The sequence below is a fragment of the Amycolatopsis jejuensis genome (assembly GCF_000717335.1).
In the GTDB taxonomy this organism is placed as follows: domain Bacteria; phylum Actinomycetota; class Actinomycetes; order Mycobacteriales; family Pseudonocardiaceae; genus Amycolatopsis; species Amycolatopsis jejuensis.
Map to the genome: position 1 here is coordinate 302,338 of NZ_JNYZ01000007.1, position 12,930 is coordinate 315,267.

9 protein-coding genes and 1 pseudogene are annotated in these 12,930 nt (G+C 70.1%); 1 reads left to right on the top strand and 9 read right to left on the bottom strand.

Features of this window, described 5'->3' with window-relative positions; all coding sequences use genetic code 11:
• Positions 1–7: 7 nt before the first annotated feature.
• From OO71_RS11435 to OO71_RS11445, 3 genes are read right to left on the bottom strand one after another with little or no spacing between them, the layout of a single operon-like run.
• On the bottom strand, positions 8–958 hold the full coding sequence (locus OO71_RS11435; RefSeq protein WP_033289651.1) for an acetamidase/formamidase family protein: 951 nt from the start codon (positions 956–958) through the stop codon (positions 8–10).
• Positions 955–3,270 carry a cation-translocating P-type ATPase gene (locus OO71_RS11440; RefSeq protein WP_051791433.1) on the bottom strand — a complete coding sequence of 772 codons (2,316 nt, stop codon included), beginning with the start codon at positions 3,268–3,270 and terminating at the stop codon, positions 955–957. Before OO71_RS11440 ends, OO71_RS11435 begins: the two co-directional genes overlap by 4 nt.
• A 4-nt stretch (positions 3,271–3,274) precedes the next feature.
• Positions 3,275–4,393, bottom strand: a complete 1,119-nt coding sequence (locus OO71_RS11445; protein ID WP_033289652.1) for an FAD-dependent oxidoreductase — start codon at positions 4,391–4,393, stop codon at positions 3,275–3,277.
• A gap of 205 nt (positions 4,394–4,598) precedes the next feature.
• On the opposite strand from OO71_RS11445, the gene OO71_RS11450 reads away from it, so the two are divergent.
• Positions 4,599–4,997 carry a thioredoxin family protein gene (locus tag OO71_RS11450; protein WP_033289653.1) on the top strand — a complete coding sequence of 133 codons (399 nt, stop codon included), beginning with the start codon at positions 4,599–4,601 and terminating at the stop codon, positions 4,995–4,997.
• A 240-nt stretch (positions 4,998–5,237) separates the two neighbouring features.
• On the opposite strand, the gene metH is transcribed toward OO71_RS11450, so the two are convergent.
• The 6 genes and pseudogenes from metH to OO71_RS11475 form a co-directional block, all read right to left on the bottom strand.
• Entirely contained in the window at positions 5,238–8,837 is a 3,600-nt protein-coding gene (gene metH / locus OO71_RS11455; RefSeq protein ID WP_033289654.1) for a methionine synthase, read from the bottom strand.
• Positions 8,838–8,976: 139 nt separating this feature from the next.
• Entirely contained in the window at positions 8,977–9,225 is a 249-nt protein-coding gene (locus OO71_RS52140) for a hypothetical protein (RefSeq protein ID WP_245633640.1), read from the bottom strand.
• The gene (locus OO71_RS52145) at positions 9,191–9,577 is read right to left on the bottom strand and encodes a DinB family protein (RefSeq protein WP_245633641.1); all 387 of its coding nucleotides are present in this window, start codon (positions 9,575–9,577) and stop codon (positions 9,191–9,193) included. Before OO71_RS52145 ends, OO71_RS52140 begins: the two co-directional genes overlap by 35 nt.
• Positions 9,578–11,047 carry a carboxylesterase/lipase family protein gene (locus OO71_RS11465; protein ID WP_342669923.1) on the bottom strand — a complete coding sequence of 490 codons (1,470 nt, stop codon included), beginning with the start codon at positions 11,045–11,047 and terminating at the stop codon, positions 9,578–9,580.
• Between the two features lie 71 nt (positions 11,048–11,118).
• Positions 11,119–11,922, bottom strand: a pseudogene (locus OO71_RS48710) (lysylphosphatidylglycerol synthase domain-containing protein); the annotation flags it as partial.
• The gene (locus tag OO71_RS11475; RefSeq protein ID WP_033289655.1) at positions 11,919–12,902 is read right to left on the bottom strand and encodes a glycosyltransferase family 4 protein; all 984 of its coding nucleotides are present in this window, start codon (positions 12,900–12,902) and stop codon (positions 11,919–11,921) included. The gene OO71_RS11475 and the pseudogene OO71_RS48710, both read right to left, overlap by 4 nt.
• Positions 12,903–12,930: the final 28 nt, after the last annotated feature.

Here is a 12,930-nt window from a genome sequence, read left to right on the forward strand (position 1 = left end):
GCCGAAACTAGCCGGAGCCACCAGCGCCCGCAGGTCGGCGGATCGCATCGTGGCCGAGAGTGGCGTGCACGCCCCACGTTTCGTTCACCACTTGCGTCACATGCAGGTCGACGACCGCGCCGGCCAGCGCGAGCGCAACCGTCTTGGACAGGCCGTGCGAATGCTGGATCCACTGGACCATCGCGTCGAGCGCGGTGGTCGTCGCGACGGCGAGGTCCTCGTCGAAGCCGAACGTGACCCGCGCAGCCGGCGTGACGGCGTGGATACCCGGCACGGGTGCACCGGGCAGGACATCGACCGTCATTTCGGTGGTCATCGGACATTCCACCGCGGTACCGGCCACCTCGCCGTCGCCTTGCGCCGCATGGCCGTCGCCGACGTGCAGCAGCGCGCCGGGCACCGTCACCGGCAGGTACACCGTCGTACCGGCGACGAGGTCTCGGCAGTCGATGTTGCCGCCGAACGACGTGCTCGGTGGCATCGTCCGATGCTCGCCCGGTTCGGCCGGGGCGACGCCGAGCACGCCGAGGAACGGCGCGATCGTGACCTCGTGCCCGAGCTGGTCGGTGGCCGTGCCGCGGTCCGGATCGATGTCCCACAGCAGCCAGGCGGGCGGCTCGCCGGTCACGTTCAGGTCCCGGTTGAGCTTGGTGTCCTTGGCCGCCGCGACCGTCCAGCCCCACCGGCCGGGCCGGATCGACTTCAGCTGCACGGCCAGCACCGTCCCCGGTTCCGCCGTGCGCACCGCGATCGGACCGGCCAGGCAGTGCCCGCGCCCCGCCGGGAACATCCGGGGTTGCTCCTCCCCCGGCGTCTCCAACGGCGCGAGATAGCCCCGCGCATCGAGCGCGTCGACGACGACCGTGTCGCCGGGATCGATTTCGAGCACCGGTGGCGTGTCCTGGTCGAACACGTCCACCACCGCCGCGCGAACCGGGTCGAGCCGGTGCCGCGTCATTTCGCCCACCTCCGCTGGCAGAACCGGACGAGCTCCATGGCCGCGATGCCGGCCGCACCGATGCCGAGCCCGAGCGTCGTGTGGCCGAGCCGGCTCGGGTCGAGCTCGAAGAAGTCCCGCGGGCCGGGGATCAGGAAGATCAGCAAGGTCGACAGCGCCATCCCCACGATCAGCAGGATCTTCCACCAGCGGAACGGGCGGGCGATCGTGGTGAGCGTCCACAGTGCCATCAGCATCAACGTGATCAGCGCGGTGGTACCCGCTTGTTCCGGTGTGGCAACATCTTTCACCGCGACGTACGACCCGAATGCGGCCAGTCCGATGAGGACTCCCGCCGGGGTGGAGGTCCACAATGCCCGTTTGACGAACCCGGGCCGCACGCGTTCGTCGTTGGGGGTCAAGGAAAGGACGAACGACGGAATCGCGAGCGTGAACACGGCGATCAGCGTGACGTGCCGCGGCAGGAACGGGTACTGCAGCTGCGCGATCCCGATGGCCAGCGCCAGCACCACCGAGTACACCGTGCGGACCACGAACAGCGTGGTGAGCCGCTCGATGTTCCCGATCACCCGCCGTCCTTCGGCGACCACGTGCGGCAGCGCGGAGAACTTGTTGTCCAGCAACACGAACTGCGACACCGAGCGCGCCGCCGGGCTGCCCGAGCCCATCGCGATGCCGATGTCGGCGTCCTTGAGCGCGAGGACGTCGTTGACGCCGTCACCGGTCATCGCGACCGTGTGCCCCCGCGATTGGATCGCCTGTACCATTTCCCGTTTGCGTTCCGGGGTGACCCGGCCGAACACGCCGTACCGCTCGGTCGCCTCTTCCAGGGTGCCCGGCAGATTCTGCGCGTCCTGCGGGGTCCGCGCGGTCGGAATGTCCAAAGTGGCCGCCACGGCGCCGACGGTCGCCGCGTTGTCCCCGGAAACCACCTTCACGTCCACGTTCTGGGCGGCGAAGTAGTCGACGGTTTCCTTGGCATCCGGCCGGATCCGGTGGTCCAGCACCACGAGCGCCACCGGCCGGACGTCACCGACCGTGTCCCCGGCGAGCTCGGCCCTGGCGAGCAGCAGCACCCGGCTGCCGGTGGAACCGATCCGATGAGCCTGCTCGGATTCCGCGCTGCCCGCCGGAAGCAGGACGTCCGGCGCCCCGAGCACCCACTGTCCATTGTGGCCGAAGCTGGCCCCGCTCCACCGCCGTGCGGAGGAGAACGCCACCGAATGATCCGCCACCCAGCCGGGATCGGCGGGGTAAGCGTCCACAATGGCCAGTGCGCTGGCGTTCGGGCTGCTGCCCACGCGGGCGAGCGCGGCCAGCGCGTCGGCGGCCGGGGCACCCTCGTCGAGCACGACGACCTCGGCCAGCTGCATGCCTTCCTCGGTGAGCGTGCCGGTCTTGTCGGTGCACACGACGTCCACCCGCGCGAGACCTTCCACCGCGGGCAGTTCCTGCACCAGGCACCGCCGCTTGCCGAGCCGTACCACCCCGACCGCGAATGCCATGCTGGTCACCAGGACCAGCCCTTCGGGCACCATCGGCTGCAGCGCGGCGACCATCCCGCGCAACGCCTCGGACAGCGGCGCGTGCACCACGAACAGCTGGTTGAAGATGGTCAGCGCGCCGACCGGGACCAGCAGGTACACGATGAACGTCAGCACCCGGTCGATGTCCCTGCGCAGCCCCGATTTCGTGAGCGTGAACCGGCCGGCTTCCTCGGCGAGCCGCGCCGCGTAGGCGTCCTTGCCGACCTTGGTGGCGCGGTACGTTCCGCTGCCCGCCACCACGAAACTGCCCGACCGCACCTCGTCGCCGGGCTGTTTGACCACCGGATCGGACTCCCCGGTGAGCAGCGATTCGTCGACCTCCAGCCCGGTGCCGCCCAGCACCACGCCGTCGACCACGACCTGGTCGCCCTGGCGGAACTCCACCACGTCGTCCAGCACGACCTCGTTGCGCGCGACGTCCACCGGCGCGCCGTCGCGGCGCACGACCGGGCGGACCTCGCCGAGCACCGCGAGTTTGTCGAGCATCCGTTTCGCGCGGACCTCCTGCACCATGCCGATCGCGGTGTTCGCCACGATCAGGATGGCGAAAATGCCGTCGGCGAGGTACCCGGTGGAGGCGACGATGAGAAACAGGATGCCGTAGATCAGGTTGATCCGGGTGAAGGCGTTGCCGACGATGATCTGCGTGACGGTGCGGCTCGTGCGCACCGGAATGTCGTTGACCTGCCCGGCTTCGATTCTCTCGCGCACCTGCGCGGCGGACAGTCCCCGGTCCGGCGCGCTGTTCTCGATCACGGTTTCCATGCCGTCACCGCGCCGAAACCAGCTCGCGGCCCGCGACGGGCTGCTGGCTGGTCATCCAGTGGCTGAAAGCGGCGTAGTTCTGCGCGAATTCTGCCGGGGACGCGGATTTCTCCACTGCCCCCGACAAGGTCGCCACGTGCTCGTAATGCGGAATCCGGTCCGCCTCGTACCGGGCCAGCGCGTGCTCGGGATCGTCCGCGAAGTAGCGGGCCAGCAATGCGGCATCCTCGACGCCGAGGGAAGCCCCCGCGGTGATGTGCGGGGACATCGCATGTGCCGAATCCCCTGCCAGCGCAACCCGCCGAGAGGTCCAGCGCGGCAACGGCGGCACGACCATGATCTGGTTGTGCAGGATCGCTTCCTCGGGCGTCGCCTCGATCAATTCCTCGAGAAGCGGATTCCAATTGCCGTCATTGAGGTCACGGGCACGAAGAAGGCACTGTTCCTTTTTCGTCCCGGTGAGCTCTGGTGCATTGAACTGCGAAAGCAGCCAGAACACGCCGCCGTCGTACGTACGCGCGTACCCGCCGCGGGAATCGTTGCGCCCCACCACCATTACGTCACCGGGCGCGGTCGCCACCTCCGGCGGCAGCACCGCCCGCCACGCGTGGTGCCCGACGTGCTCGCGCGCCGCCGCGCCGGGCACCAGCTGCTCCCGGACCACCGAATACGCGCCGTCCGCGCCGATGAGCAGGTCCGCCTCGATCTCGGTGCCGTCGGCAAACTGCGCCGTGACCCCGCCGTCGTGTTCCTCGTACCGGCCGAACCGGGCGCCGAGCCGGATGTTCTCCGCCCCGATCGCGTCCGCGACCAGCTTGTTCAGCTTCGCCCGGTGCACCAGCAGGTAGTCCCCGACCCCGGCGGGAAACCCGTCGGGCCGGATGATCTTGCCGTGGTTGTCGTGGAAGTACATTTCACTGGGCTTGCCGATGTCCTGTACCCGGTCGTGCAAGCCCAGCGTGGCGAAAACCGCCAGCGCGTTGCTCCACACGCCGAGCGATGCCCCGGCCGCCCGGATCTCGTCCGCTTGCTCGCAGACGATCACCTCGGCCCCCGCCTGCCGTAACGCCAGGCCCGCCGTCAAGCCGACGATCCCGCCACCGATCACGACTGCTCGTGTCATTTCCGCGCCTCCCGGAAGTGGTTTGTGTGCCCGGTTTCGACGCTAGTGACGTTTGCCGATTAACTCCATTGCATGCTTGGTACAAAGTCATTCCACCTGTGGTCATCGGCAGCTGGTCCGGAAGGGCAGGAATCCCGGTACTCGACGGGCATCATGTCCGCGCAGCACGGCCGGGAGCGGAGTGCCGGGTATTACCGTGAGCCGCATGATGAAGGCACTGTCTGCAGACCAGCACGACACCGTTCTCGCCGACGGGCTGACCGTCCTGGTGTTCCGGGTCGCCGAGAGCCCGGCTTGCCGGGAATTCCAGCCGGAACTGGACAAGTTCGCGGCGCGGCGACCGGAGATCGCGGTGTGGACGGTGGAGGCGATGGAGCAGCGTGACCTCGCTGAGCGGCACGGCCTGCGCGCGCTGCCGACGATCGTGCTCTACCGCGACGGCCTGCCGGCCCGCCGCTTCGCCGGTGGGATGTCGGCAGACGAGCTCGAGGAGGAGGTGGCCGAGCTCGCCGACGCCGACATGCAGGAGGAGTACAACGACTGGATGGTGGAGATGCTGGAGACCGGCGAAGCAGGCTCACCGCACGTCGGCACGAGCCGCTGAGCCGTACTCACGGTGACCGCACGAGCCGAAGACTGCCAGCGGCCAACGCGAGCAGATCGGCCGGTGGTACTCCGGCACGGCGCATGAGCATGGCGGCAACATCCGGGCTCCCGCGCGGCGAAACCACGACGGCCGACCCGGCAATGGTTTCAGGGATCTGATCGGCCTTCCGCACACATCCCATCGCCCAGGCGCGCACGCCCTTCCCCCACCGCAACCGCGAGCGGTGAGCGGGTTCTGTCAGTACGCCAGATTCGGCCGCAGCCAACGCTCCACTTCGGACAGTTCCAGACCGCGCCGCCGGGCGTAGTCCTCGACCTGGTCGCGGCCCAGCCTGCCGACCGTGAAGTACCGTGACTCCGGGTGCGCGAAGATCAACCCGCTCACCGCCGACGCCGGGGTCATCGCGTACGACTCCGTGAGGCCGATGCCGATTTCCTCCGCGCCCAGCAGCGTGAACAGGTCCTTCTTCTCGCTGTGGTCCGGGCTTGCCGGGTACCCCAGCGCCGGGCGGATGCCGCGGAAGCGTTCCGCGTGCAGGTCTTCCAGCTTCGGCTCCGCGTCCGGCTCGAACCAGCGGCGGCGGGCCTCCAGGTGCAGGTGCTCGGCGAACGCCTCGGCCAGCCGGTCGGCCAGTGCCTTGACCATGATCGCCCGGTAGTCGTCGTGTTCGGCCTCGTAGCGGGCGGCCAGCTCGGCCGCGCCGTGGATCGCCACGGCAAAGCCGCCCAGGTGGTCCCGGGAAGGAGCGACATAGTCGGCCAGGCAGCGGTTCGCGCGGCCTTCGGGCTTCTGTGTCTGCTGGCGCAGCATCGGGAACTTCCAGTCCGAATACTCGCCGTCGAGCAGGATGTCGTCGCCTACGGAGTGCGCGGGCCAGAACGCGTACGCGCCGCGCGCGGTGAACGCGCCGTTCGCGATGATCTCGTCGAGCAGCTCGTTGGCGTCGTCGAACAGCTCGCGCGCCACCGGCTGGTCGAGGATTGCCGGGTACTTGCCCTTCAATTCCCAAGCCAGGAAAAGGAACTGCCAGTCGACCATCTCGCGCAGCTCGGCAATCGACGGCTCCACCACGCGTACCCCGGTGAACTCCGGCACCGGAATCTCGTCGAACGACACGCGTTCGGCGTTTGCCCGCGCCTGTTCGACCGTGAGCATCGGCGTCGCGTGCCGGTTTGCGTGTTGCTCACGCAGCCGCTGCTGCTCGGCGCGGTTGCGCGAATCGAGCGCGTCGGCACGGTTGACGTCCAGCAGGTCCGAGACCACGCCGACCACGCGCGACGCGTCGAGCACGTGCACCGTGGTGTGGTCGTACACCGGCGCGATCTTCACGGCCGTGTGCTGCTTCGACGTGGTCGCGCCGCCGATCAGCAGCGGCAGCTTCAGCCCGCGCCGCTGCATTTCCTGCGCCACCGACACCATTTCGTCCAGCGACGGCGTGATCAGCCCGGACAGCCCGACGACGTCGGCGTGCTCGGCCACCGCGGTGTCGAGGATCTGCGCCGCGGGCACCATCACGCCGAGGTCGATCACCTCGTAGTTGTTGCAGCCCAGCACCACACCGACGATGTTCTTGCCGATGTCGTGCACGTCGCCCTTGACCGTCGCGAGCACGACCTTGCCCTGCCCGCGTGACGTGTCGAACCGCCCCTCGGCCTTGAGCTTTTCCTTCTCCGCCTCCATGTACGGCTCGAGGTAGGCCACCGACCGCTTCATCACGCGCGCGCTCTTGACCACCTGCGGCAGGAACATCTTGCCGGACCCGAAGAGGTCGCCGACGATCTTCATGCCGTCCATCAGCGGACCCTCGATCACCTCCAGCGGCCGGTCGAAGGCGAGCCGCGCCTCTTCGGTGTCCGCCTCGATGAAGTCGACGATCCCGTGCACCAGCGCGTGCGAAAGCCGCTGCGCCACCGGCGCTTCCCGCCACGACAGGTCGACGACCCGCTTGGTGCCGCTGCCCTTCACCGTCTCGGCGAACTCCACGAGCCGGTCGGTGGCGTCCTCCCGGCGGTCGAAGAGCACGTCCTCGACCAGTTCCAGCAGGTCCGCCGGGATGTCCTCGTACACCGCGAGCTGACCCGCGTTGACGATCCCCATGTCGAGCCCGGCCTTCACGGCGTGGAACAGGAACGCCGAGTGCATGGCCTCACGCACGACGTTGTTGCCCCGGAAGGAGAACGACAGGTTCGAGATACCGCCGGACGTGTGCGCGCCCGGGCAGCGCTCCTTGATCAGCGGCAGCGCCTCGATGAACGCCCTCGCGTACCCGTTGTGCTCGCTGATGCCGGTGGCGACGGCGAGCACGTTGGGGTCGAAAATGATGTCCTCGCCCGGGAATCCGGCCTCGCGGGTGAGCAAATCGTACGCCCGCGCGCAGATCTCGACCTTGCGCTGAGCCGTGTCGGCCTGGCCCTTCTCGTCGAAGGCCATCACCACGACACCCGCGCCGTAGTCGCGGATGCGCCGCGCCTGCTCCAGGAACGGGCCTTCGCCCTCCTTGAGGCTGATCGAGTTGACCACGCCCTTGCCCTGCACGCAGCGCAGCCCGGCCTCCAGCACGGTCCAGCGCGAGCTGTCGATCATCACCGGGATGCGCGCGACCTCGGGCTCGGTGGCGATCAGGTTGAGGAAGGTGGTCATCTCCTGCTCGGATTCGAGCAGATCGGCGTCGAAGTTGACGTCGAGCAGGTTGGCGCCGCCGCGGACCTGCTCCAGCGCGACGTCCACGGCCGCCTGGTGGTCCCCCGCCTCGATGAGCCGACGGAACTTGGCCGACCCGGTGACGTTGGTCCGCTCGCCGATCATCACGAACCCGGTGTCGGCGCCGATCGTGAACGGCTCCAGGCCGGAGAAGCGCGTGCTCTGGGTGTGCGAAGGCACCCGCCGCGGCGGCAGATCCTTGACCGCCGCGGCGATCTTCGCGATGTGCGCGGGTGTGGTGCCGCAACAGCCGCCGACGATGTTGACCAGCCCGGACCCGGCGAACTCGCCGAGCATGCCGCCGGTTTCCTCGGGCGTCTGGTCGTAGCCGCCGAACGCGTTGGGCAGGCCCGCGTTCGGGTACGACGCGGTGTACGTGCCGGCCAGCTTGGAGAGCTCCTCGACGTGCGGGCGCATCTCCTCGGCGCCGAGCGAGCAGTTGACGCCGACGACCAGCGGTTCCGCGTGCGCGACGGAACTCCAGAACGCCTCGACGGTCTGGCCGGACAGCGTGCGGCCGGACAGGTCGACGATGGTCACCGAAATCCACAGCGGCAGATGCGGCGCGACCTCGCGCGCGGCAGTAATGGCGGCCTTGCAGTTGAGCGTGTCGAAGATCGTCTCGACCAGCAGCAGGTCGACCCCGCCGTCGGCGAGCGCCTTGATCTGCTCGGCGTAGGAGGCCTTGACGTCCTCGTACGTGACCGCGCGGTACGACGGGTCTTCGACGCGCGGCGACAGCGACAGCGTGACGTTGAGCGGCCCGATCGACCCGGCCACGAACCGGTTCTCGAACTCGTCCGCGGCCTGGCGCGCCAGCTCGGCGGCCCGCAGGTTCATCTCGCGGACGTGGTCCTGCAGGCCGTAGTCGGCCTGGCCGATGCTGGTGGCGGTGAACGTGTTGGTGGTGGTGATGTCCGCGCCCGCGGCGAGGTACTGGCGATGGACGTCGAGGATGACGTCGGGCCGGGTGAGGTTCAGCAGGTCGGGATCGCCGGTGACGTCCTTCGCGTGCCCGTCGAGCCAGTCCGCCCGGTAGTCGTCCGGGGTGAGACCGGCGCCCTGCAGCATCGTGCCCCAGGCCCCGTCGAGCACGACGACGCGCTGGTCGAGCAGGTTCCGCAGGTTCTGGGTCATCGCCACCTCCGCATAAGTCCACGGAGGCGCCCTTGGGATGGTGGTGCCGGCCGAGCGTGGCGGACCACCGGTCCGTTGCAGCGCCTCTCGACCTGGGTGTCGAGACTACCGGATGTGACCGTTCCGTGGGCAGCCGTGTTCACTCCGCGGGACGGGCGCCGTCCTCCGGCGGGCTCCCGCGCCACTTCCAGCCGGTCCGGCGCGGACGTCCCGGCAGCTCGATCCGGCCCGCGCACCAGCGCAGGAAATCCCACGCGCCGGGAACGGGTTCCTGCTCGGGGAACAGCCGCGCGGCGACGCGGGTACACACGTCGCGGGGCGGGTCGAGGACGGCACCGAGGCCCTGGGCGAGATCATCGCCATGGAGCAGGAGTTCCGCGCAGCCCATGGCCACGAATCCGGCCGGATCCGACTGGCCGGTGGGGGTGATACGCCCGTTCGCCGGGGTCGCTGGCCCGGACGGCCGAAGCCAGCAGCCGCGCGCCGGTCACGATGAATTCGAGCAGCTCGGCCGGGGTCGCGTCGTCGTCGGTCTTGGCGAGGAACCGGACGTAGTGGTCGGCCGGGCGGGCGACCACCTGCGCCGCGTACGAAAGGAGCACGTCACCGAGGTGCTCCGCGGTCTGGCGGCAGTCCCAGTCGAGGTCCCCGGCGCGGCGGGTCCAGTCACTCTCGGTGACCGGTTCCAGCGCGGTGACGACGCTGGTCAGGGCTTCGTCGAGGTCTTCCGGGGACACCATTCAGCTCCAGAATCCGCAGTGGTGGTCTTGGGTGAACCCGGTCAGCGGGTGCGCGCCGTCCGGGCGGTAGGCGGTGGCGGAGGCCGCGGGCCGGCCACGGACGAACGACGTCCAATCGTCCACCATCCGGTCCGCGAGGCGTTGCTGCTTCTCGGTGAACGACGCGGGCTTGCCGTCGAAGTCGAAGAGGTACGGCAGCTCGGCGGTGTGGGTTGCGCCGAGGGGGAACGGCGCGGGCCAGGTGACCGCGGTGGGGTCGGCGAATTCGTAGGTCGAGGCCGACGGCAGGGAGGCGGCCATCCGGGCGGCCGGGCAGGAGAACGACGAGTCCGTGACTGCCGCGGCGTACGCGAGGGAAGCGTTGCCGCTGAACGCATCCACCGGGTATTCGCGAGCGACTGCGGTGGCGTTCGGGAACACGCGGCCGAGCGCTGCGGGGTAGCCGTGCCGCGTGATTTCCTGTCCGGTCGCGGTCTGCTGCGCGAGGAAGTAGGTGAACTCGTCATGGGTGGTACCGATCAGCACCGGAACCGGAGCGGTCGGCCCGCCTTTCGGCAGCACCGAGCCACCGGTGACCGGACCGGGCATTTCGATCCTGGCGAGCGAAACGTACGTCGGCGCTTCGAGCAGCTTCGCGACCGGCAGCGCGCGCAGGCATGCCGCAGCGGTCGCGCGATCGGTGCAGCCTCGGGCAGCCGCGTACGTGACACTCTTGCGCTGGGCGTCCGCGAGCGTCGTCTGGGCCTGACAAGGTCCACTTTGGACAATCGCGGCCCGGAACAGCCCCCGTGAGCCGGGCGCGACGAGGTGGTCGCACACCGACATCCCACCCGCGGACTCCCCGGCGATGGTGACTTGCTTCGGATCGCCGCCGAAGGCTGCGATGTTGTCGCGGACCCAGAGCAGGGCCTGCTGCTGGTCGAGGAAACCGTAGTTGCCGGGTTCCTTGCCGAGCGCCGGGTCGGCCAGGAAGCCGAGCGCGCCGAGCCGGTAGTTGAGCGTGACGACGACCTCGTCACCGCGGCCGACCAGCCGCCGCGCGCCGTAGCGGTCCCCGCCGCCGGTCACGAACGCGCCGCCGTGCAGCCACACCAGCACCGGCCGCCCGGTCGCACCGGCCGGCGGGGTCCACACGTTCAGGTACAGGCAGTCCTCGCTGGTCACGGCTCCGGACTGGGGACAACGGGGTCCTGGCCGGGTGGCGTCGCGCTCCCCCGGCCACGGCGGTACCGGGGCGGGCGGCTGCCAGCGCCGCTCGCCGACCGGCGCAGCCGCGTACGGAATGCCCTGGAAGAGCCGGTGATCAGGGGCGCCGGTACCCCGGACGGAACCGGCCGCGGTCGCCACGACGTCACCGGCCCGGACGACCGCCGCGTCCGAGGCCGCGCATGCCGTCGCGAACAGGACCGGCAGGAGCACGAGGGCCGCGGACCATCGTCGCCGTGCCGCGCGAAAAGCCGCCTCCACCACGGCGCGGACCCTACCGGCCGGACGCGCGGGATGATCCGGCGGACCACGAGGACCACTCCGCCGGGCAACGTCGACACGAGACCGAGCACGCCGTACCCGACCGCGACCGTCACGCCCAGCTGCGCACCCAGCCCGGCAGCCGCGAAAGACACCGCCGCGGCACCCTCACGCGGTCCGAAACCGGCGACGTTCAACGGCAGCCCCATCGCCAGCAACGCCAGCACGAGCAGCGGCAGGAGCACGGTCAGCGGGGCGGTGGCACCGGCCGCGCGGGCGGCGATCACGAACAGCGTGAGATGCCCGGCGACCGCGACGACGGACCATCCGGTGACGCCGGGCCAGACGGCGAGCAGACCGGTCCGGACGTCCACCGCCCAGCCCCGGCGGCGCGCCCACCACCCGAACGCGACCAGCACTACGGCCACGATCGCGAGACAGATCAGCATTTGCCGCGGCAGCAGCTGCGGCCGGAAGGCGAGCACCGCGAGCCCCGCCACGACCACGACGGCTTGCCCGGCCGCGCGTTCGAGCACGACTGCCCGCACGCCGCGTCCGACATCACCCGTGCGCCGTCCGTGCTGAACCGCACGGTTGACGTCGCCGAGCACTCCGGCAGGCAGGACGCCGTTGAGGAATTGCGCGCCGTAGTAGTCGCCGACGGCTTCACCGAACGGCAGCCGCAACCCGAGCCGCGCCGCGACCAGCCGCCACCTCGCGGCACTCGCGACGGTGGTCACCGCTCCGAGACCCAATGCCGCGGCGATCGGACCCGGACCCAGCGAGCGCAGGCCGTCGAGGAAAGCGCCGGTGCCGAACCGCCAGAACAACGCGGCGACCAGCGCGGCCCCTGCCAGCAGACGCAGCCATCGCATCATCGGACCGCCTGTCCGGCAAGGATTCCGCCCAGCCGGGCCGCCGCGGCCGGCCAGTCCTCCAGCGTTCGTCCGGCGGCTGCCGTTCGCAGCTGGTGGCGCAGGTCTTCGTCGTCTCGCCATTTCCGGAGGGCTTCCGCCAGCGCGGACACGTTGCCAGGTGGAACGAGCATCCCGCCGTTGCCGCCCAGTGCGTCCGGAACTCCGCCGACGGCCGAGGCCACCACGGGAATTCCGCGGGCCAGCGCCTCGGTGATGACCATTCCGTAGGTTTCCGCGTGGGAGGGCAGGACCAGGAGGTCGGCGCGATGGTAGGCCGCGTCGAGATCGGCGCCGGAAAGCGGGCCGGTGAGGTCCGTCCGGAGGCTGGTTGCGTAGGCCCGATCCCGGATGGGGCCGACGAATTCGGCCCGCAGACCGTCCACTTGGGACAGTGCGGCCACGAGAATGTCCTGTCCCTTGCGCGGGGTCACCGAGGCGACGCAGAGCAGCTGCGACACCCCGTCGGTACCCGCGGCTTCGGGCGCGGGATCGGTGCCGGGCGGAGCGACGTGGACGGAATCGAGACCGTGCCGGGCGATCAGCCCACGCGCGGCGGCCGGGCTGGTGACCACGATCCGGTCGGCCAGCTTGAGGGTCTCGCGTTCGCGGGCGTCCAGGTCGGCAGCGCGATGCGGGGCGTCGTCGGCGAGCGGCAGATGCACGAGGACCACGAGCCGGAGCCGCTGGGCATGCGGCGCGAGGACGTCGGGAACGCCGCAGGCGACGAGACCGTCGAGCAGCGCCAGGGACCCGTCGGGGACGGCGGCGAGAGCCTCGCCGAGCCTGCGTTTCGCGCCGGGATCGGGGTCAGGCCAGCTCCCGGCGACGGCCACCTCCCGCGCGGGCAGGTACCCGGCCATCCGGCGGTCGTAGGTGTTGCCGCCGCTGGGCAGGCGCGGGTCGGCGATATCGCCGGGTACCACGAACCAGAACGGTCGCACGCTGTCTCCCTTCCACGGGACACACGTG